This is a genomic window from Serratia bockelmannii, from assembly GCF_008011855.1.
Taxonomy (GTDB): Bacteria; Pseudomonadota; Gammaproteobacteria; order Enterobacterales; family Enterobacteriaceae; genus Serratia; species Serratia bockelmannii.
In genome coordinates this window covers 1143036-1164011 of the sequence record NZ_VOUX01000033.1, presented here as the reverse complement: position 1 = coordinate 1164011, position 20976 = coordinate 1143036, and the positions used below count along the sequence as shown (strand labels likewise).

The following is a 20976-nucleotide window of genomic DNA, read 5'->3' as shown; positions in this document are numbered from 1 at the left end:
GGAGCCGAACAGTTAGCTGTATTACATAGGTTCTGCCCTGGGGACCAGAAGGAAAAAAATACTCCTCCCCTGAGGCAAAATGGGCGAGCTTATTCATTCTGTCTTTTTTTCGCTGTCCCCCCTTGAAAACAAACGAAGCGGCACTATTTAGTCATTGACCTTCACAAAAAGTGGTCATCAGCCCCAGCCAGAGAAACGCCAAAAAAGGATCAAGCATGCCGCTCAGCAACACAGAACTCCGCTACTATGACAGTAATGTCCTGAGGCTTCCCTCGGATAAAAGAACTGAATACCATGCTCAGGTTGATCGGCTGATTGCTGAGCTAAAGAAATCCGTGAAAGAGCAGGATGAGATCAAAATAACCAAAGTTGTTAAAGCTGGTTCCTTTGCAAAATTTACAATTTTGCGTAAAACATATGAAGATCCTGTCGATGTAGATGTGGTTTTTTATATTTCCGGAAAGGATGTTACCCAGGAAACCCTCGGGAGTCTCAGCGAAAAAATCTTCAACGCTCTGCTAAAACTCTACCCCAACAAATCTGTTGAAGATTTCCAGCTTCAGCGAAAAGCGGCAACCGTGACCTTCGTAAAATCTGGGCTGAATGTTGACGTTGTTCCTGTGATAGAAGACACCGACAAAGCCGGGTATGGATGGCAATTCGACATCCATGAGGGGACAAAACTTCACACCTGCGCGCCGTGTCAAATAAAGTTTATTCGTGACAGAAAAGATACAGACAATGACTTCAGAACGCTTGTTCGACTGGCTAAAAAGTGGCGAAATCATGCCGGGTTAACACATCTGAAATCATTTACTATTGAGCTTATTCTGGCTTTTCTGCTTGATAAGAACGGTAAAGAAGGAAGTATTGAGAGCCGCTTCAGGCAGTTTCTGCTTTACATTGCTCAGTCAGGGCTTAAAGAGAAAATATTTTTTCCCGAGAACGGGAATGATATTCCTGATTTTTCAGATCCAGTTGTCATTATCGACCCGGTTTGCGTGACCAACAATGTTGCCAGTCGTCTGAGCGATGACGAAAGACTTGAGATTGTAGATGCTGCTGCCGAAGCTTGGGAGATAGCGCATCATGCTTCAGTAGAGGACGATTTGGCTATCTGGAAAGAGCTCTTCGGTCCACGTTTAAAAGTAAGGGAAGAGGCATGAGTCAGTCATTTTCTTCAACAGAATCCTACTCTGTGGCAGATGTTCAAAATGTAATGCGTCGAGTCACTGCCGACTTCATAATGATTGCCGAAAGTACAAAAGCCGTTGACGTTGAGCAAGTTAAAAAGTGGGCGCACGATGTAGAGCTTTTAGCATGCAACGGATATCTTAAACATATCGATTTGACACTCCTTAGTGACGGGAAGGAAATCCGGGCTATCCGTTATGTTGTGAATTCGGAAGCTGGCGGGCTGCAGACGAGCAGGCCCGGCGGCGTACTGTGGCCAACCGTACCGGCGCCTTTTCTGAGGATCGTTATATCCTATACAAGCGCCTATGATCAAACCGCCAGGGATAAACTTAAATCTAAACTCAGGATCGCTTGGTCACCCAGCACTGCTGACACATCGCACTCTTCCCTTAATTCTACAAAGGGACGTGACTATGAAAGCAATGGGTATGGCATAGAAAGAAAGGATTTTTCATGATAAATCAGCAAAATAAGATTTTTGACAGCGAGACACCGTTACCTGATGGTTCCCTTTTTTCACGACAGAAAACATTGCTGGGTTTCGAAAATCGATACAGTAAAATCCACAATCAGTTACGTTTACTGTTGAATCTGGGGAAACTGGAATCCTGGGGTGTGAAGTTTCATCAGAATAATTTACCCATCTGTAGCCTTGTATCAGACCAGTACCCGCTCGTTATTTTTCATGGGGATGTGGGTACTGGCAAAACTGCAACAGCTGAATGTATTGCAAACATGCTTGCCAAAGATGCTGGAGCGGAAGATTCCATTCTCTTTAAAATTAGTAACAGAGTCAGGGGGAGTGGCAAAGTCGGTGAGATGGGTACTCTCATAAACCAGGCATTTGCAGAGGTGATAAAGTCTGCTGGAAAAAATCGCCGTGGCATACTGATAATTGATGAAGGTGACTCACTTGCTTCATCGCGAACGCAAGAGCATAGCCATCATGAAGATAAGGTTGCGGTGAACACCCTCATTCAATGCATTGACGATCTTAGAAAATATCAGGGGCGTATCGTCGTATTCCTGTGTACTAACCGCTTATCAGTACTTGACGCAGCCCTTATCCGCCGTGCCGCTGTCGTGGAGGAGTTTTCTCGCCCCAGCGATGCAGAGCGACTGGCGCTATTTGATATGGATTTACAGGGGTTAGGTTTATCACCTCAGCAAAAAGGTGTCCTGGTTAAGGCTACAGGTCCGAATGAAGGAAAACCCGGATGGACGTTCTCCGACATTCGTACACGACTGTATCCGGCTGCACTGGCAAAAGCTTTTCCGGATAAGCCTTTATCATACGAGATTATCCTTCAGACAGCTCTCTCACTAAAATCATCACCTGTTATGGAGGATCGGTAACATGCCTGGTCACTTTTTGCTTGGAAGGCGAATTCATATTACGGGCAGCATTCCGGAGCAAATAGAGCTTGCATCTGGCGGAGAGGTGGACAAAGCCCGGGCGTTTGTTGCCAGCCTCGTTCGAGAGTTAGTCCGTCAGGGGGCAAATTTCGTCATTCCTGTTGATGCCGAAAAAATTCGCTCCAGTGACAACAAACCGATATGTTTTGACTGGTTAGTCTGGAATGAAGTCATAAAAAATCTTCATCACCGGCCTTCAGGGGCCCCGGGTCCGCTTATTATTGCAGTGAAACACCATAAAAATGAGGATCAAATTCCCGAAGAATATATTGAACAATGGGATGAATATCGGGGCACCTCACACGTCAGGATTGAAAGTGCAGCCCACTGGAACATGGCCAGTAAAAGGATGGAGATACAGTCCCGATCAGGCGATGTGCTCATTACCATCGGTGGGAGTGAGGGGGTGTTGTTTCTATCAAATCTTTATCATGATGCCGGTAAACCAGTTATCCCTCTCAATTTCAATATTGGGGCAAATAACACAGGTTCTCGTAAAATTTTTGAGTATGCTCTGGCAAGCTCGCATTCAGAGAGGCTCTTTAAAACAGAAGATGATCGTTCGTCTCATGACTGGATTAATTTGCTGGATTTTCCTAACCGAAAAAGTCCGCAAGAACGTGCTGAGACCGTCATACAGCTTCTGAAGAACCTTACGCCACCTACTGCATTTTTTGTCTGTTTAATGAATCGGACACATGAAGATTACATAGCGGTGAAGAACTACTTTGAATGTGTTATTACACCCGTTATGGAGAATGAACTGGGGTACCGTATGGTCATTGTTGATGGTAGCCAGGGTTATGAGCATGCGAACGTTAACCAGGAAGTCTTTGAACGACTTCACCGAAGCCGGGTGGTGATTGCAGATCTTACGGGTTCAAGGCCGAACTGCTTCCTTGAGCTGGGATATGCATTAGGGAGAGGGCATACCACAATGATACTGGCCAAGGAAGGGACTCAGTTACCGTTTGATATTCAGACTGTATCAGCCCACATGTGGAGCGATGAAGGTATGGTTGAAGACAAAAAGCGTGAATTTCTTGCACACTGGAATTCAATTAAATCCCGCTCGACAATAGTCTCAATGGATCCGTTAATGCCATGACAGTAAAAAAAGAAATTTTCATCTCTGTTGATATAGAAGCCTCGGGCCCGGTCCCCGGGAAATACAGTTTGCTCAGTATTGGAGCATGTCTGGTATCTGATACGGATGTGAACTTCTCATGCGAACTCAAACCAACAACATCCGAATTTATTCCTGCTGCACTCGAAATAACCGGACTTACCCTGGAAGAACTGGAGGACAGGGGGCTTCCGCCACAGGAGGCAATGCTGGCTTTTAAACAGTGGATAGACCAGGTGACGTCGTCAGATGATATACCTATCTTTGTTGGCCTGAATGCCCCCTTTGACTGGTCATTTATTAATTATTATTTTCATGTTTACCTTGGAGAAAATCCATTTGGCTTTAGCGCGCTTGATATTAAAGCATTATTTATGGGTCGATTGGCAACGTCATGGTTAGAAAGTAAATCATCTCATATGACGAAAGTACTCGATGTACCGATGACAGCTAATCATAACGCCCTTAAGGATGCAATATTTCAGGCCAATTTGTTCAGGTCGATTATAAAATTTAAATAACTTAAAGAGATTGAGGTTGTCATGCAGAACCAAGAACTGCTGGTTGAGCATTATCATAAAACTTATGATCTGACATTTTCTGTATGGGAAAGCAGAAATCAGTCGCTGCTTATTTTGCTAGCTGTTGTCGGCTTTTCGACACTACTAACTTTTAATGTTTCTGAAGCACAGCCATTACTTGTTGATATTATTGCGAAATTATGTGGAATTGCGAGTGACGATCGGATAAAGGAGCTCAAGAAAAGCTTTCCCTATGGTGTCATACAAAGCATATTCATAATAGTGGTTTTTTATCTTACAATAAACCTTTACCATAAAACCTGTTTTATAAGACGCAATTATCAGTACTTAAGTGGTCTTGAAACTGATATAAGATCAGCATTAAATCTACCGACTGGCAGCGTAAGCTTTACACGAGAAGGTAATTTTTATAATAAACACCGTACATTTTCTTCTTTCATGACAGGCCTGAGCTATGTCCTCATTCTAGGTGCATTACTGGTCTCCTTTCTCGGTATGCGTCTGTTAAATGACTTGCATGCGCAGGACTACTCTATCTTCATAACAGATGCATGTTTGACATTAGGTATATTTTATTTTTTTTCTATTTATGCTCATGCTTCATTAAAAAAGTGAACTGTATAAACTATACCAGAGGATATATTTAATCACTGCAACTTAGGTGGGCATTTTCCAAGTATTGAAAAAGGTGGTCATCTTATGAATGGCGATTACAGGCTCATGTCCGGAGGCCTTTGAACAGGCCCCGTCATGAGGACAGAATTTGTCTGCAGTTGTGGGGGCAGCCCAGATGGTGGATGTTGTGGCCCGACGCTAATAGAAACGTTACTTTGCGGAAAACGTATCTGGGCTAAGGGAATTTATGCCAGGTGTAATCTGACAGCTCTGTATAAATAACCGGCAGCTGTCAGATCTGCGTTGATGAAATTACTGCGTTTCCTTTGCCCCTTTCAAAAGCATGAGCTCGAGTATTTTCTTACACTGTTCATTGTATTCTGAGCCATCTTGGCTGTCTTTTATTTGCCGATTCACTGCTGTTAACAGCGAAAGATTGTTTATATTTACTGGGTTAGGATTCGCACCCCGATTGAGCAGTAGGGCCATGTGCTCAAAGGCTGAGCTAAAAAAAGCATCCATTAATAAGGTTTGTTGCAAGGAGTCTCTGATATTTATATCCGCGCCATAATCTAGCATTACCTTTAACGTTTCAGTGTTTTTAGCTTTGATTGTTTGGAATATAATGGGCTCATTGAATACCTTATCTTTTGCGTTTGGCGGTAAACCGCCGTCGAGCATGGCTTTGACCCAAATCCCCTTGTCGGCTTTCATGACGAATTCCGCTGGGCTGCTACCTCCTTCTGGTCTGGGTTGCAGCGGGTCTGCGCCAGTTTTTACCAAGTCGGTTATTATTTTCAGCCTTTCTGGCGTGTTTTTATCATAGATTGAGTTTAGCACCGACCAAAACAGCAGGGTCATGTCTGCCTTAACCGGTCGATTCAGTTCTTCCTTGCTGACAGAGGGAAGTTTCTCTTTCAGTTTCACTTCATCGCCATCATAAATCAGCTGTGCGATGTCCAGTTGACGGCTTTCAAAAAAATCCTGTGGTTCATATTCCATGTTTTTTTTGCATCCTTGCATCATGAGAACAGTAAACAGTAACGCCATTGCCATTATCAATTTTCTCATATTCTCTCCCTGATAGTGGTGATATCCTCGTCTTTCTGATCTTCAATCATCAGGTGAAATAATATCATCGGCGATATACAGCAGTTTCAAACTGGAAAACATAGTGTGTCTCTTCCTTTGCTTGCTGCGTCTTGGCCTGTTCAGGCGGGCGCTCGCACTCCTTGCACTCGATGGAACCCCGAGGGGCCTGTTATCGAACGGCAGTCAGCGGTAGCTAACGGCGCATAGGACACCAAATAAGGGATAATAACGGCTCAAGCTGATTTGTAAAGCCGGCCAACTATTAACCGGAAAGTTCTTGTTTTCCAAAGGCCGCTAAAGGGGGAGGGACTCCGCCACTCAAATCGATAAACCAATGCCAGGATCAGTAGCGGCCGGGATGTGTGTCTCTATCTGTCCTTAACGCTATCAATCTTTGCCATACCAGGATTTAAAATACTTTAGGAAACTGTAGGCCACGGCATAAAACCCAGTGACGGCGCCGACTTTGCCTTCTTTCCATGCGCCGCTCAGTACGTACCATTTGAAAAACGCGCCGATCGCGCTTACGACGCCACGAAATATCGAGGGCCTGATGTCTCTGTATTTGACTACCCTTGTCGTATAGCTATTGAGCTTATTGAGTATTTCATGGAGAGAATAAAAAGTATCGTGCTTAACATTGCCGGGAATGACCGACGTGTGAATATAGCCTTCAGCGGCATCATCTACCGGAGCATCATTGAACCTGACCTGTGTTCTATTGAACAGTCGAACGGGGTAGTCCGGTGAGGAGATGGGATAAATCGTTCTGACTGGCTGTCCGAGTACAAACCAATTCCTTTTTATTCTATAGGCTTGCTGTGGTGGCGGGTTTGCCTGCGATTTGAATGTTAAAATGGACGCTATGGTTTCGGCATCAAGGATTTCGTCGCTGTCCAGGCACAGTACCCAATCATGGTGAGATTGAGAAATCGCAAAGTTCATTTGTCGTCCATGCGTTTCGAAACGATGGTAAATAGGGTTTATGCCAAAGCTTTGGCAAATAGACAGCGTTTTATCTGTACTTCCGGAGTCCACCACAATCCACTCATCCGCAATGCCCATGAGTGGAGAAAGCACCTCGTGTAATAAACGAGAGGAGTTAAAAGTCAGTATACAAACAGCTATCTTTGCCATTAACTAACATCCTTAAAAATCGCTGAGCAGGTGAGCGCGTAATGTTTTCTCTGGAATGGAAATTGCGATTCTCTTCTTATCCCTTATCAACCTCGGAAAATGCCTAACCCCGCCGATCAAACCGATAAACCAGCGCCAGCGACAATGCCAGGAGTAAAAGCGGCGGGGCGAGGGCGGTGAAGGGCGCGTTGAGGGCGAACAGCAACCCCAGATTGAGGACGATCTGGTAAGCGATGTAGGTCAGCAGCCCGATGATGACGCCGAGCGCTAATCGGCTGCCCATGCCGGGCGCGCGCGGGGCGGTGAAGGTAAACGGGATGGCCAGCAAAATCATCGCCAGCACCAGCAGGGGCTGGCCGAGTTTTTTCCACAGCGCCAGGCGGTATTCGGTGCTGGGTTGCCCCGAGCCCTGCAGGTAATCGATATAGCGATCCAGCTGTTGGAGCGAGAAGCTGCCGGCCGGCAGGGTCAGCTCTTTCAGGCTCGGCACGGCGAACAGCGAGCGCCAGAGCAGGCTGTCTTGCCGCTGAATCGTCTCCTTTCTGCCTTGCCAGCTTTTTTGCATCACGTTGTGCAGCAGCCAGCTGCCGTCGGCGGCGGTGCTGGCGCTGTCGGCGTAAATGTAAGATTCCAGCGCGTGGTTGGCCTGATAGCGGAAGATCTCAATGCCGTGGGGCTGGTCGTTCTCATCGACGGTTTTGACCGTCACAAACTCGTTGCCGCGCCGCGCCCACAGCGGGTTAACGGTGACGTCGTTATCGTTCGACTGCGCCAGCGCGTTGTTCTTTATCTGCAGCGCGCGTTGCTGCAGCGGCGAAGCGGCCCATTCATCGAGGGCGCCGAGCGAGAGGTTCATCAGCAGCCCGGCGGCGAGCATCACCAGCGCGATGCGGAATATCGACATCCCGGCGGAGCGGATCGCCGTCAGCTCCAGGGTTTTAGACAGCTGCCCCAGCCCGACGATGCCGCCGAGCAGCGCGATAAACGGCCCCAGATCGACCAGGCTGCGCGGCAGGGTCATCACGGTCACCAGCAGCGCCTGCTGCCAGCGGTAGCCGCCCGGAGTGACGTCCTCCAGCTCGTTGATCAGCGTAAAGGTGGTGAACAGCGGGATGAGCAACCCGGCCGCGGCGGCGAAGCCGATGAACACGTTGCGCATTAGGTAGCGGCTAAAAATGGTCATCGGGAGGGTTTCCGCAGCAGTGATAAGTCGCGCGCCAGCAGCAGGGCGATGCCGACAGCCATCGCTATCGGCACCAGCCAAACGCCGGGGATCGGTGGCAGAGAGCCGTTGGCCACCAGCGTGCGGCAAATGTTGCCGCCATAGAAAATCACGGTAAACAGCACCGTCAGGGGCAACAGCGCGGCGTAGCGCCCCTGTCGCGGCTTGATGCGGCTAAAGGGGATCGCAAGCAGCACCATCAGCACGGTGGTCAGCCCGCGGCTCTCGCGCCATTGCAGTTCGGCGGCGTCGCCCGGATCGGCGGAACGCGCCAGCTCCGCCGGCGAGGCCGACTTGTGCCGGCTTTCGGCGCTGGGCACGAACGGTTTAAGCGCGATATCAAAGTTGTCGTAGTTCTGCCCGTTGTCGTCGGCGCCCTCACGATCAAGCACATAGGCGGTGCCGGTTTTCAGCCGCACGGCGGGGCTGGCGGGGGAGGCGTCGAGCACCTCCACCGACTGCGCGCGATACAGGTTGGTGTGATGGCCGCCGCGCACATAAATCAGGGCGTCCGTCAGGTGGTTGGCCGTTTTGTCGACGTGATTGGCGAGGATCATGCGGCCGTTGCCGCTGACGTTGAATTTGTCGGCCTGCAGGTGGCTCACGTCCAGCACCGATTGCGACTGTTGTTGCAGTTGATAAATATTGGCGTACGCCCAGGGTCTGCCATACAGCGACAGCAGCGTGACCGCTATCGCCAGCGGCACGGCGAGCAGCAGCACCGCCTTGTACAGACGCAGCGGGCTGGCGCCGGCGGCCAGCATGGCGGTGATCTCAGCATCGCTGTACATCTGGCTCAGCGCCACCGCCACCGAGACATACAGCGCGACGGGCAATATCATCTCCAGCGCGATCAGCGATTTATAGAAAACCACGTCGGCCACCACCCGCAGCGCCAGCGTGCCGTTGGCGGCGTCGGTCAGGTAGCGCTGGGCGGAGTAGCTGGCGAACATGAAGATCAGAAACCCGGCGATCATCATCACCAGGCGGCGGATCTCAACCGTGATATAGCGTTCAATCAAAGGCATGCGTCATCGGCTCCCGGCGGCGTGCGCTTCATGGCGTCTCCTGCGCGATCAGCGCGCGCAGCAGGGCGATCACCTGGTCAACTTCCTGCGGGGTGAGTGCGCCGTCCTTCGCCCACTGCACGCGCCCGGCCTTATCCAGCACTACGATGGTGGAGCTCTCCTCCGGCAGCCGCCAGGCCATGCGCCCCAGCCCGTCGCTGTCGACGATGAACTGCGCCCAGGGATAATGGCGCTTGTTTTTCTCGATCTTGCCGCGCACGAAGAAGCCGGAGCCCGGTATCGCGTCGTCGGTGTTGACGATGGTGGTCGGCTGGAAGCGATCGCCCGGCAGGTTCGCGTCCTTGACGGCGTTGATCAGCAGCGAGTTCTTCTTTTTGGCGGAGGTGCGCCCGGCGATGTACTGGATCACCCGCACCTTGCCCGCCAGTTTTGCGCTGTTCCACGGCCGGTAACTGAAATCGCCGTTGCGCAGCAGCAGCTCGCCGCGATCGGCGATGGCGATCGGCGCCACCGGCCGGCCCTGCACGAAGTTATGCGCCGGCGCCGCCAGCGGCGACAGCAGCAGCGCAAGGGCCAGCAAGCGAGGTAACGTCATCATGGCTACGGGCAACGCGCTTATCTGCCGGCCGCGACGGCCGACGGGGAAAACGACAGCGGAAAACGCGCCAGCAGCAGCTCCAGGCGCTGGCGGATGTCGATATCCAGGATCGCCGGCCGATCATAGATATCGCCGCCGGCCAGCTTGTCCGCCACCATCACGTCATGCCGGTCACCCATCAGGCCGTTAATCGCCGCCAGGAAGCGCGAGATCTGCCGGGCTTCGCGGTTGTCGGGATCGATCGATCTCAGCGTGTCGTAAAACGAGACCTGGCGGCTGACGATTTTGCGCACGTCATGGAACTGATGCCCGGTCAGCGCCGGGCCAGCGATCAGCGTTTGCAACTGGCGCATCTGCTCCTGGCGGTAGGTGATAAAGCCCTGTGCGCTTTCCAGGCGGGTGTGGCGCAGCGCATAACGCACGTATGACCACACCGGCTTGCTGAGCAGCAGCCGCAGCAGGTTGCCGTACAGCGTGAGGTTCTTCTGGTTGCCGTTGCGAAACGCGTCCTGAAAATGGCCGAGTACCACGGTGGTGGTGTGGAACAGGCGGTTGGCGCGGTGGGGGGCGCCGTACAGCTGCTGGGCGAAGCGCAGGTGCTTGTAGCGGGCGCGGATATATTTGTAGCGCATGCGGGTAGCCGCCGCCAACTGCGGGTCTTGCAGGAAACCGTTCACCAATTGCAGCAGCTCGCGGCGGGAAAAACCGTCTTCCCAAAACTGCAGGCACAGCGCGTAGTTGTCCCGAATGCTCTCGGGGGAGCATTCCAGATCGATCTGCTGCGGCAGGCTGATATTCGCCTCGACCAGGTCATCCTCTTCCACCGCGACAAACAGCGCCTGGGTGGTTTCGGCGGAGAACTTCTTCCAATTCGTGATAGCGGTCATTGATTACTCTCTTTGGGCACATTCAGCCCCAACATAAAGCGATTGCGGTAGGCGCCGATCGTCGGTATCAGGGATAACAGCACGTCTAAACATTGCCCCAGTAAATAAGCGAAGGCGGCGCCCTGCACGCCGAAGGCATACGCCATCGACACCAGCAGCGCAATGTAGGCCGCCGAGGCCGTCGCCTGCGCGATCAGGAAAGCGCGCTGCTTGCCTGCCATAAACAGTAAGGATTCCTGCGGGAAGCCCATCATGGAGACGATGATCGCGCCCAGCATGATTTGAATCAGGTCATAGGCTTCCAGGTATTGCTGCCCGAAGACCGCGGAAATGAGCGGTTTGCCCACCAGCAACATCAACACCGCGACGGCCAGGCCGATGCCGCCGGCCAGCAGCGAGGAGCGCAGGCCCAACAGCCACGGGGTCTTGGTGCGCGGATCCAGGCGCATGATCTCGGGATAGAAGCTTTTTTCCAGCAGCTTGGCCGGGGTGCCCGTCGCATCGAAGAAGGTCATGGCGATCTTGAACAGCCCGGCGGCGGCCGGCCCGAGCACCACGCCCACCAGCACGGTGGTGCAGGAGTTGCGCGCGGCCCAGATGGTATGGGCGATGTTGGTGGTCCAGACGAAGTTCCAGGCGCCCTCGATGCGGCGCGCGACGTTGAACAGGCGTGGCCTCAGCGCGCCGTGGATATCGCGGCGGCGCAGTTCGCGCGCGGTGAACCACCAAAACAGCGTGCCGCCGATCAGGTTAGAGGCGTACCAGGTGACGATAAAGCCGGGGAACCCCAGATCGAAATAATAGGAGATGACGCTGCCCACCGCCTGCAGGAACGGCTTGATCGCCTGCTGGATGGCGATGAGATCGAAGCGGTTGAAGGCGCGCAGCACGCCGGTCGGCGTGGACGAGGTCATCGACGGGATCAGGGTGCAGTACAGCATGGCGAGCCAGAAGCTTTCGCTGTCCAGCCCCAGGGCGTGAGACAAGAACGGCAGCATGATCATGCCGCCCAGCACGGCGATGACGCCGCTGGCGATATCCAGGCCAAAGGAGAAGGCGACGACGTCGCGGAAGCGCCCGGTATTTTGATGCTCCAGCGCCGGGGTGCCGAATTGCACCACAAACTGCCAGGTCTGGAATTTGATGAAATCGCTGACCGCTTTGGTGTAGGCCTGGATCACCACCAGCACGCCGAACATTTCAGGCGACATGCCTTTCCCGGCGCAGGAGAGCGCCAGCAGGCCGAGCAGCGCGCTGGCGACGCTGCCGGAGCCTAAATAGGCGGCATTACGTAAAATGGAGCGAAACGCGCCATCGGAAAACCACCGTTTCATAACCAAAACCAGCCGTTATCGTTGTTTTGCTGCATTTTTTTTTCCGCCGTCATGCGCTTGCCCTGTATGCGTTTAATAAACCTGAGTTTCTTCGCCGGCGTTTTCGCCGGGTTGCCCGATATCGCTCTGTGGGCGCTTCGCGGGATTCACTACGGCGGAAATGGCGTTGAGCGCGTTGCTCAGCACCTCGTCGTAAGGGGCTCTGGCGTCCAGCTCGATGATGCGCGCACCGTTGTACTGCAGGCGCACCATGGCGGCTATCTTGTCTTTCAGCTCTTCATAGCTGTGATCGGGCTTGCGGGAAAATGCCGTATCGACGTCGATATCAAGGCGAATGATCAGCGCCGGCCGATAGACGGCCATGTGTTGATATAAACGGCGTTCGCGCGCCGCCAGGCGGCTCAATAGCCAGCCTTTTGCGCGTTCCACGCCGATGCCGGGCCCATCGTAGTAAAAACCTGAAATTTCCGCCTGCGGGTAGCGATCGCTGACCACCAGCACGCCGCTCTGCGCCAGCCGTCGCACCTTGCGCAGGTTGGCGGCGCGCCACAGCGAAAAGCCGTACATGATCAGCGCCGCCCACAGCGCCGGCGGCCTGTTGCTCATGCGCTGGGTTTTATCGGATTTGGCCGCGAGGCGCCGTTCCAACCACACGCCGATGAACGGCAACTTCTTGATTTTGTCGCCGTCTTCGCCGGAGATCAGCCCCAAATAGCGGCGCTCCGTGGGGCGATGTTGCTGCAGGTTTTTCACCAGATCGGCGGTCAGCGTGGACTTGCCCGTGCCGTCGCTGCCCACCACGGCAATCAGCCCGGTAATGCAGGTGGGAGAGGTATCCTGTTCGGCGGTGAGTTTATTTTTTTTCATCTGTTTCGGTACGAAAAGGTTATTTGGCTGCTAGGCATTGGCGGCCCTCAGCGATATTTTAACGGCGCGCAGTGAGGCATCGAAAATACGGTTAGCCGGCTCGCGGCCGTCTAAATCCAATATGTTAGCGCCATTAAACGTCAGGTGCGGGATGACGGCGATCTTTTCACGCAACGCCGCCAGCGAGTGATCGGGTTTACGTGAATAGGCCGTTTGTTCGTCAATATCCAGCCGAATTAATAATAAGGGCTGATAAGACGCCATCCATTGGTACAGCTTTTGTTCGCGCTTTCTCAGCCAGCGGATCCAGCGATTGCCGCCGGCGGTTTTCGCCAGCTGCGGGCCATCGAAACGAAACCCCGCCACTTCGGCCTGCGGATAACGATCGGTGATCAGCAATGCGCCGCTGCGGCTTTTCTTCAGCATGCGACGGAATTTATAAACGCGCCAATAGGAGAGTAAAAAAATTACCAGCGCCGTGGCATTATCCGGCGGTGTGGAAGGGCGCTCATGCACGCGCTGCGATTTCTTCAGCAAATAACGCCCGAAGGGCGCGCCAATAATCGGCAGCGAACTGATCCATTCGCCGATGCGCCCGGAAGACTGGCCGAGATACAGCAGTTCGGCAGGTTCTTGTGCCGATAACGCGTTGACCAGGCTGGCAGCTAACGTGGATTTTCCCGAGCCGTCACAGCCGGTTATCGCTATTACGCGCACGGGCGAGCGATCAGATGAAGGTCTTATCTGCTGACTCACAATAATTGATCCAATGCGAAAAAAACTATTGTATTCCAATACGCCTTGGGTTCAAGATATTTATTGTGCTTTGCTGCGATAAAATAATGAGATTGGTATTCTTGTTCGCTATTTGAATTGATATTTATGGCGTCCGTTCTTGTTATTTTGTGCTAATTGTTCGTGCGCGCGCCGGTTTCGCTTTTTATGTTAATTTCCGGTAGGGCTCACGGTGAAAAAAGAGCAGAGGTTTTCAATTTTCGCTTAATATTTTGTGCTTTTTGGCGCCGCGCTACGGTAAATTTTTTCACGTAGCCGCCACGGCAATGATAAGCGACAGGTCGCTTCAAATATGGCACGCCGTTTCTGGTGTATTGAAAGAGAGTCTTATTATGAGTGCAAAATTTCCGCCGCTGATTGCGGTTATCGGCAGCGACGGATCGGGTAAGTCCACCGTTTGTGAACATCTGATCGCGTATATGAAACATTATGGCCCGGCGGTGCAAGTGCATCTGGGCAAACAGGCGGGCAACGTCGGCCGCGCGGCGGCGAAATTGCCGCTGCTCGGGCGCTCGGTGGGCAAGGCTATCGAGAGTAATACCAAAAAAGTCAAAACGAAAAAATCCCGCATCGGCCTGTTGCCGTCGGCGGTGATCATCGCTTTCGTGGGGCGGCGGCTGCTGCGTTTCCGCCGCATGCTGGCGTACCGTCGGCAAGGGTTCATCGTGTTGACCGACCGTTTTCCGCAGGCGCAAATCCCCGGCGCTTACGACGGTACGGTTTTTCCCGTCGACGTGGAAGGGAGCCGTTTTGTCCGTTGGCTGGCGGCGCGCGAGCGGGCGGCGTTCCAATGGATGGCGGGGCAAAAACCGGATCTGGTACTCAAGCTGAATGTCAGTCTGGACGTGGCCTGCGCGCGTAAACCCGATCACCGCAAAGCGGCGTTGGAGAAGAAGATCGCCGTCACGCCTTTATTGACGTTCGAAGGCGCCGACATCGTGGATCTCGATGCCGATCGGCCGATCGAGGAGGTGCTTTCGGCGGCGGAAAAAGCCATCGGGGAATTTATGGCGGCGCAGGGTTATCGCTATTCGGCTGATGGGGTATCAACGGCTGCGCACTGAGGTGCGCAGCGATTCGGCAGGGCGGCGATACCATTTTGGCACCGCCGCCGCGGCCGAGAGGGAAGGCTTTATTTTTTCAGCGCCGCAAAGGCGCGCACGATGGCGTCTATCTCTTCATCACTGTGCGCGGCATTGACGCTGCAGCGCAACAGGGTGACGCCCGCCGGCGCGGCCGGTGGCAGCACCAGGTTTACATACACCCCGTGGGCGATCAGCTCGCGCCAGAAACGCAATCCTTCTTCTTTTGAACCGATCATCACCGGCACCACCGGGCTGATGCGCGGCCCCAGGGTATACCCCAGTTCGGCGAGGCCGTGGTACAGACGGTGCGCGTTGCTCCACAGCTTTTCCCGCAGCTCGGGATGGCGCGCGATTTTTTGCAGCGCCGTGCGCACCGATGCGATGCTGGACGGCGACGGCGAAGCGGTAAAGATATACGGCCGGCTGCTGTAGCGCAGCACGTCCATCCCTTTGCCGCCGACGGCGAAACCGCCGATTGAAGCCAGGCTTTTGCTGAAGGTGCCCAGGATAATATCCACGTCTTGCTCGACGCCGAGCGCTTCGGCCAGGCCGCGGCCGCGCTCGCCCATCACGCCGAAGGAGTGCGCTTCGTCGACCAGCAGATAGCCGCCGAGCCGCCGCTTGATATCGACGATTTCCACCAGCGGGGCGACGTCGCCCAGCATGCTGTAGATGCCTTCCACGATAATGATCGCCTCGCGGGCGCGTTCGCCCAGGCGCACCATGCGGCGCTCCAGATCGGCGGCGTCATTGTGGCGGAAGCGAATAATCTCCGCGCCGCCGAGGGCGCAGGCGTCGTAAATGCTCGCGTGGCTGTCCGCGTCGATCAACACCACGGCGCCCGGTCCCGCCAGGGTGCTGATGACGCCCAGGTTGGCGGTATAGCCGGTGGAGAACACGATGGCGCTGGGGCGATCGAAGAATTCCGCCAGCTCCCGTTCCAGCGTCAGGTGCGATCCGTAACTGCCGTTCGCCATGCGCGAGCCGGTGGTGCCGGTGCCGAGCGCGGCCAGGGCCGCCTGGCCGGCGACGATCGCCTGCGCATCGAACGTCAGGCCAAGGTAATTATTGGTGCCGGCGAGGACAATCTTTTGATCGCCGATGCGCCCCTGGGTGGCGGAATAGACTTCGTCGATGCAGGTGCCGAACGGATTCAGACCGGACGTTTGAAATTGCTCACGGTCATTGGCGAGCCGCGCAAACTTATCATACAGTCCCATGGTTTTTCTCCAGATAAGGGCGCAGCGCGTCAAGCAGTTGCTCAGGCGTTCTGACATCAAGCAATATATTGATAGGAATGGAGATATCTAATTCATCTTCCAGCATCATCAGCAGATCCAAGACTCTGATGGATTCCAGGCCAAGATCATTGACGAGATCGCTATCAGGTTTTATTTCCACTCCGCCTTCGACGATACCTTGCAAACACGTCAGGATATAATCCATTACAGCATCGCGATTTAGCATAAGAACGTTGACACACCTCTAATTGGAATAATTAAAACAGCCCTTCGCGCAGTGCGCGCTCCAAACTTACCTGTGGAAACCAATTAATCTGTTGCGACAGCGCGTGATTACTGGCGGACCAGTCGTGATGCGTTAATTCGCGTATTTTGCTGCGCGTCAGCATCGGCTCTTGTTTGACCAGGCGGTTCCACACCACGCTGATATCCGCCAGGGCTTTCAGCAGCGGCAGCGGAATGCTCACCAGACGCACCGGCCCGTGACGCACGGCGGCGCCGATGTCGCGCAGGCGCAGCCAGTTATAGCCTTCGGCCACGCCGTCGCACAGTTCGTAAATATTCGGCTGCGCGGGTTCGGCCTGCACCCATTGGCTGACCGCCTTTGCCAAATCGCTCACGTGCAGAAAAGTGAGCTTGGCCTCAGGCGCGCCCAGCCGGGGCAGTACGCCGCGCAGCAGGCCGTTGAACAGCGGTTTCAGCTCTTTATCGCCCGGCCCGTAAACCGCCGTTGGGCGGAAAATCCCCAGCGCGATATCGCCGGAGGCGGCGATGAGTTGCTGCTCGGCGGCCTGTTTTGAATGGGCGTACCAGGACAGCGCCGGATGGCGGGCCGCCAGCGACGACATGAACAAGAAACGATTGCAGCGACCGTTTTGCCTGGCCGCCTGCATCAGGTTCAGGCTGCCGGTGACGTTGCAGCGGGTGAACACCGCTTCCGCATGCCCGCGCACCTGGCCCGCACAATGCACGACGTATTCTGCGCCGCGCACCAGCTCGGTGAGCGAGGGCCGATCTTCCAGCGCGCCGGGGATCCACTGCAGGTTGTCCGCAGCGGCTTTTCCGGCTTGCCGCGTCAGGGCGCGCACGTTAAACCCTTGCGCCAGCAGTTCCTGGACGATATGCCGACCGATAAAGCCGGTCGCGCCCGTCACTGCGACGGTGCCGCTCATTGCGCGAAACCGGCCAGCTGCGGCATTTGCGGATAGAGCGAAGCGCTCAGCCAGCGTTTTTTGGCCTCCGCACGGGCGGGTTTGCCCGATGACGTGCGGGGAATGCTGTGCGGCGGCAGCAGCTCGATGTCCACCGCAATGCCGAACTCGCTTTGAATGCGCGCGCTCAGCGAATGCACGATTTGTTCCCGGCGTTCTTCCGAACTGACTCGGCACTGGATTTGCAAAATGATCCTGGCCGCTTCGTCGTGTTCTTCAGTCACGAAGGCAATCGCATCGCCGGAACGGATTTCCGGTTCGGATTCCGCGACGTACTCGATATCCTGTGGCCAGATATTGCGGCCGCGAATGATGATCAAGTCCTTCTTGCGGCCGGTGACGTACAGATAGCCGTCCAGCAGGTAGCCCAGATCACCGGTATCCATCCACCCGGTCACCTGAATTTGCTTCTGAGATTCATCGTCGCAGAAATAGCCGTTCATCAGGCTGGGGCCGGAAATCGTGATATGGCCGACCTGGCGCTCCGGCAGCGGTTGCCCGGTTTCGCTGCGGATCTCGATGCGGTGGCCGGGCAGCGCACGGCCGCAGTTGACGAAGGTCGAGACGGCGCGGGTTTTTTTGCCCGGCGCGACCGCTTTACCCTCGTACTCCAAAATATCGCGGTCGACCGCGTTGGTTTGCGGGCCGGAGCAAGGATCGGAAAAGCTCACCGCCAGGGTGTTCTCGGCCAGGCCGTAACACGGCATGAAGGCTTTGCTGTCGAAGTTGATGCTGCTGAAGTGTTCGCCAAACTGGCCGAGCAGCTCGGCCGGGATCGGCTCGGCGCCTACGCCGGCAACCCGCCAGCTGGAAAGATCCAGATCGGCCAGCTCTTTGGCGTTGCTGCGGCGTAGACACAGATCGTAGCCGAACGGCGGGGCGACGGACACCGTGCCGCGATTCTTGGCGATCAGTTTCAGCCACTGCATCGGGCGCATGGCGAAATCTTGCGTGCGCAGATAATCGACGGACAGCTGGGTCGCTACCGGCGTCAGCAGGAAACCGACCAGGCCCATGTCGTGATAGAAGGGCAGCCATGAAACGCAGCGATCGCCCGCACGCAGCTTGATCCCGTCGCGGCTGATCGCGTTCAGGTTCGCCATGGCCGCCCGCTGGGTAATGATCACGCCGCGCGGAAAGCGGGTGCTGCCCGAGGTGTATTGGAGGTAGGCGATATCGTCGGGCGAAGGCGCGGGCAACGCGATCTCCGGCTCCGGCAAGGCGTTAAAATCCTCGTCGCTGAGGATGTGCATCGCCGACGTGTTTTCCGTGGCCGACGCGATGAGCGGTGTCCACTCTTCGCTGCTGATGATCGCCGCCGGGTTGCAACTGGCGATCAGCCCTTTCAGTTTGGCGGTGTAGGAGTCGCGCTGGCCCACGCCCATCGGGATCGCCAACGGTACCGCCACCAGGCCGGCATATTGGCACGCAAAAAAGGCTTCGACGAATCCCGCGCTGGTTTCGGCGATAAGCGCCACGCGATCGCCTTTCTTGAGCTTCAGGGACAATAAGCGCCGCGCGCCCGAGATCGCTTTTTGCTGCAGCGTGCGATATTCGAGAACGGTCACGAGTTGATTGCGACGGTCGTAAAAATTCATTCCCGTATTGCCCAGCGCCGCGTAATCCAACGCGTCCACTAAAGTGGGGAAGTCCGCATAGCGCATAGGAAGAGAATGAACGGAACTTGTTTCAGACATAGACAAACTTAGCCATAGATTAAAAATCACCAAAAGAGAAAAATCACTCTTGGCGAGGTAATTGATGTTTTACTATGAATAGGTTTTTGAATAAGTTTGTTATTCAACCATCTTCATTCCGCGAACAGCGTATATTGCCGTGCTTGAGCGGCACGCCGGTTATTAACCGGTCAGAGCGCGAGTAGCCCGTGCTATCAGCCTGAACGGCACCCCGGCGATATACGAGAGGCTATTGTAATATCCGGGTTTCGCCGTTCTTTAGTCTGCATCTGTCGGGCAGGAAATAACTGTCGGCTCATAGGTTATGACCTCATGCATGGCTATCTTGGAACTTAAACACTTCCTAAACAGTATGCCGCAAGAAATCCAAAAGTGAACGATTCATTTAAGGCTAATCTTAAAAAGAGCATTAAGTGGTAAAGATGGCGGCACACCTCCTGATTAAAGTCGGTACACTAAAGACGGCGAGTTTATTTTGCCATAACAGCACGAAATAATAAAAGAGCACCATTAGCGTAGCCTGGCTGCGCCGCTTTCTGTTTCCTTTTTTTATCAATTATGGACATCACAGGGTGAATGTAGAGCCAATAATGCGCTGATTCACAGGGGGTAATATTCGGTTTTTCTTATCATTGAACCGGAGGCAATACACAATCCAATAAAAGAGAACAGCATAAAAAATGCTAAAGGCGTTGTCGCGCGCTCATTTAATTATTTTATTAAAACGTAAGGCTATTTATGATCCGTATTGAGAAAGTTCTGGATAAACGCGAACTTAAAGAATTTATTGCTTTCCCCTCGCAACTGTTTCGCGATGATCCGAACTGGATTGAGCCGCTGCATGTCGAGCGCGAAGAGCACCTGTCAAAGAAGAATCCCGGCACCGACCATATTGAATGGCAGGCATGGGTGGCCAAAAAACAAGGCAAAGTCGTTGGGCGCATCACGGCGCAAATCGATTCTCTGCACCGGGAGCTGCATGGCGAGGATACCGGCCACTTCGGCATGATTGACGCCGTTGACGATCCCGCCGTTTTCAGCACCTTATTCACGGTCGCGGAAGAGTGGCTGAGATCGAAAGGCGCGCGTAAAATCACCGGGCCATTCAGCCTCAATATCAATCAGGAAAGCGGCCTGTTGGTCGAAGGGTTCGATACCCCGCCTTCCGCCCTGATGACGCACGCGAAACCCTACTACGCGGCCCAGATATCGCAACAGGGCTACAGCGAAGGGATTGATTTGCTTGCCTATTGGATGAAAAGAACCGATCTGCATTTTTCGCCGTCGCTGACCCGGATGATGGATCAGGTGCGCAAAAAGGTGACCGTGCGCCGCCTCAATCGCAAGCGCTTTCGCGAGGAGATGCAGGTGCTGCGCGAGGTGTTCAACTCCGGGTGGCAGCATAACTGGGGGTTTGTCCCGTTCACCGAGCATGAGTTCGCCACCATGGGGGATCAGCTGAAGTTTCTGGTGCCCGACGATATGATCCATATCGCCGAGGTGGATGGTGCCCCCTGTGCCTTTATTGTCGGCCTGCCAAACATCAACGAAGCGATTGCCGATCTGCAGGGGCGGTTATTGCCGTTCGGTTGGGCGAAGCTCTTGTGGCGGCTGAAAGTCAGCGGCGTGCGCACCGCGCGCGTGCCGTTGATGGGCGTGCGTCAGGAATATCAATTCAGCCGCATCGGGCCGATTATTGCGCTGTTGCTTATTGAGGCGCTGCGCGAGCCTTTCGCGAAGCGCAATATCGACGCGCTGGAAATGTCGTGGATCCTGGAAACCAATACCGGCATGCGGACGATTTTAGAACGCATCGGCGCAGTTCCCTATAAGCGCTACCGCTTGTTCGAGAAAACGCTTTAACCGGCTGATAACGCATCGCCTTT

The 20976-nt window shown here is 54.1% G+C and carries 21 protein-coding genes; 8 read left to right on the top strand and 13 right to left on the bottom strand.

Annotation, left to right across the window (positions count from 1 at the left end):
- Positions 1–215 precede the first annotated feature (215 nt).
- From FOT55_RS22025 to FOT55_RS22000, 6 genes are read left to right on the top strand one after another with little or no spacing between them, the layout of a single operon-like run.
- Positions 216–1166, top strand: a complete 951-nt coding sequence (locus FOT55_RS22025; protein WP_147824020.1) for a CBASS oligonucleotide cyclase — start codon at positions 216–218, stop codon at positions 1164–1166.
- Positions 1163–1654 carry an HORMA-1 domain-containing protein gene (locus FOT55_RS22020; protein ID WP_147824019.1) on the top strand — a complete coding sequence of 164 codons (492 nt, stop codon included), beginning with the start codon at positions 1163–1165 and terminating at the stop codon, positions 1652–1654. The genes FOT55_RS22025 and FOT55_RS22020 overlap by 4 nt, the downstream gene beginning before the upstream one ends.
- Positions 1651–2553 carry an ATP-binding protein gene (locus FOT55_RS22015; protein ID WP_147824018.1) on the top strand — a complete coding sequence of 301 codons (903 nt, stop codon included), beginning with the start codon at positions 1651–1653 and terminating at the stop codon, positions 2551–2553. The genes FOT55_RS22020 and FOT55_RS22015 overlap by 4 nt, the downstream gene beginning before the upstream one ends.
- 1 nt (position 2554) lies before the next feature.
- Positions 2555–3721, top strand: coding sequence for a hypothetical protein (locus tag FOT55_RS22010; protein ID WP_147824017.1), 1167 nt, complete (start codon positions 2555–2557; stop codon positions 3719–3721).
- Positions 3718–4260, top strand: coding sequence for a 3'-5' exonuclease (locus FOT55_RS22005; RefSeq protein ID WP_147824016.1), 543 nt, complete (start codon positions 3718–3720; stop codon positions 4258–4260). Before FOT55_RS22010 ends, FOT55_RS22005 begins: the two co-directional genes overlap by 4 nt.
- 21 nt (positions 4261–4281) lie before the next feature.
- A complete protein-coding gene (locus FOT55_RS22000) occupies positions 4282–4896 on the top strand; it encodes a hypothetical protein (protein ID WP_147824015.1) in 615 nt (204 codons plus the stop codon).
- A 312-nt stretch (positions 4897–5208) separates the two neighbouring features.
- Here the strand turns inward: FOT55_RS22000 and FOT55_RS21995 are convergent, their stop codons facing one another.
- The 9 genes from FOT55_RS21995 to FOT55_RS21955 all read right to left on the bottom strand — a co-directional run bounded on the left by FOT55_RS21995 (position 5209) and on the right by FOT55_RS21955 (position 13817).
- A complete protein-coding gene (locus FOT55_RS21995) occupies positions 5209–5967 on the bottom strand; it encodes an ankyrin repeat domain-containing protein (protein WP_187181964.1) in 759 nt (252 codons plus the stop codon).
- Positions 5968–6375: 408 nt separating this feature from the next.
- Positions 6376–7125: a glycosyltransferase family 2 protein gene (locus tag FOT55_RS21990; RefSeq protein WP_060433605.1), complete on the bottom strand. Its 750-nt coding sequence runs from the start codon at positions 7123–7125 to the stop codon at positions 6376–6378.
- Between the two features lie 103 nt (positions 7126–7228).
- Positions 7229–8308 carry an LPS export ABC transporter permease LptG gene (lptG, locus tag FOT55_RS21985; RefSeq protein ID WP_025303508.1) on the bottom strand — a complete coding sequence of 360 codons (1080 nt, stop codon included), beginning with the start codon at positions 8306–8308 and terminating at the stop codon, positions 7229–7231.
- Complete coding sequence (gene lptF, locus FOT55_RS21980; RefSeq protein WP_060433600.1) at positions 8305–9375, bottom strand: LPS export ABC transporter permease LptF; 1071 nt, start codon at positions 9373–9375, stop codon at positions 8305–8307. The genes lptG and lptF overlap by 4 nt, the downstream gene beginning before the upstream one ends.
- Positions 9376–9403: 28 nt before the next feature.
- Positions 9404–9970 (bottom strand): YtfJ family protein, encoded by a 567-nt coding sequence (locus FOT55_RS21975; protein ID WP_033651912.1) that lies wholly within the window; start codon positions 9968–9970, stop codon positions 9404–9406.
- A gap of 20 nt (positions 9971–9990) precedes the next feature.
- Positions 9991–10860: a hypothetical protein gene (locus tag FOT55_RS21970; protein ID WP_025303505.1), complete on the bottom strand. Its 870-nt coding sequence runs from the start codon at positions 10858–10860 to the stop codon at positions 9991–9993.
- Positions 10857–12194, bottom strand: a complete 1338-nt coding sequence (locus FOT55_RS21965; RefSeq protein ID WP_004935553.1) for a lipopolysaccharide biosynthesis protein — start codon at positions 12192–12194, stop codon at positions 10857–10859. The genes FOT55_RS21970 and FOT55_RS21965 overlap by 4 nt, the downstream gene beginning before the upstream one ends.
- Positions 12195–12266: 72 nt before the next feature.
- A complete protein-coding gene (locus FOT55_RS21960) occupies positions 12267–13061 on the bottom strand; it encodes a nucleoside/nucleotide kinase family protein (RefSeq protein ID WP_025303504.1) in 795 nt (264 codons plus the stop codon).
- Positions 13062–13091: 30 nt separating this feature from the next.
- Complete coding sequence (locus FOT55_RS21955; protein ID WP_060433596.1) at positions 13092–13817, bottom strand: nucleoside/nucleotide kinase family protein; 726 nt, start codon at positions 13815–13817, stop codon at positions 13092–13094.
- A 371-nt stretch (positions 13818–14188) separates the two neighbouring features.
- Here FOT55_RS21955 and FOT55_RS21950 point away from each other — a divergent pair, with 371 nt between their 5' ends.
- Complete coding sequence (locus tag FOT55_RS21950; protein WP_025303502.1) at positions 14189–14920, top strand: nucleoside/nucleotide kinase family protein; 732 nt, start codon at positions 14189–14191, stop codon at positions 14918–14920.
- A gap of 68 nt (positions 14921–14988) precedes the next feature.
- On the opposite strand, the gene spt is transcribed toward FOT55_RS21950, so the two are convergent.
- Genes spt through FOT55_RS21930 form a run of 4 tightly spaced genes read right to left on the bottom strand, consistent with a single transcriptional unit; the run spans position 14989 to position 19090 of the window.
- Positions 14989–16161 (bottom strand): serine palmitoyltransferase, encoded by a 1173-nt coding sequence (gene spt / locus FOT55_RS21945; protein ID WP_147824014.1) that lies wholly within the window; start codon positions 16159–16161, stop codon positions 14989–14991.
- On the bottom strand, positions 16148–16408 hold the full coding sequence (locus tag FOT55_RS21940; protein ID WP_015378483.1) for an acyl carrier protein: 261 nt from the start codon (positions 16406–16408) through the stop codon (positions 16148–16150). Before FOT55_RS21940 ends, spt begins: the two co-directional genes overlap by 14 nt.
- 31 nt (positions 16409–16439) lie before the next feature.
- Complete coding sequence (locus FOT55_RS21935; RefSeq protein ID WP_025303500.1) at positions 16440–17354, bottom strand: NAD-dependent epimerase/dehydratase family protein; 915 nt, start codon at positions 17352–17354, stop codon at positions 16440–16442.
- Positions 17351–19090, bottom strand: a complete 1740-nt coding sequence (locus tag FOT55_RS21930; RefSeq protein WP_038629655.1) for a fatty acyl-AMP ligase — start codon at positions 19088–19090, stop codon at positions 17351–17353. Before FOT55_RS21930 ends, FOT55_RS21935 begins: the two co-directional genes overlap by 4 nt.
- 738 nt (positions 19091–19828) lie before the next feature.
- Here FOT55_RS21930 and FOT55_RS21925 point away from each other — a divergent pair.
- Positions 19829–20953 carry an N-acetyltransferase gene (locus FOT55_RS21925; RefSeq protein WP_147824013.1) on the top strand — a complete coding sequence of 375 codons (1125 nt, stop codon included), beginning with the start codon at positions 19829–19831 and terminating at the stop codon, positions 20951–20953.
- The last annotated feature ends 23 nt before the right edge of the window (positions 20954–20976 follow it).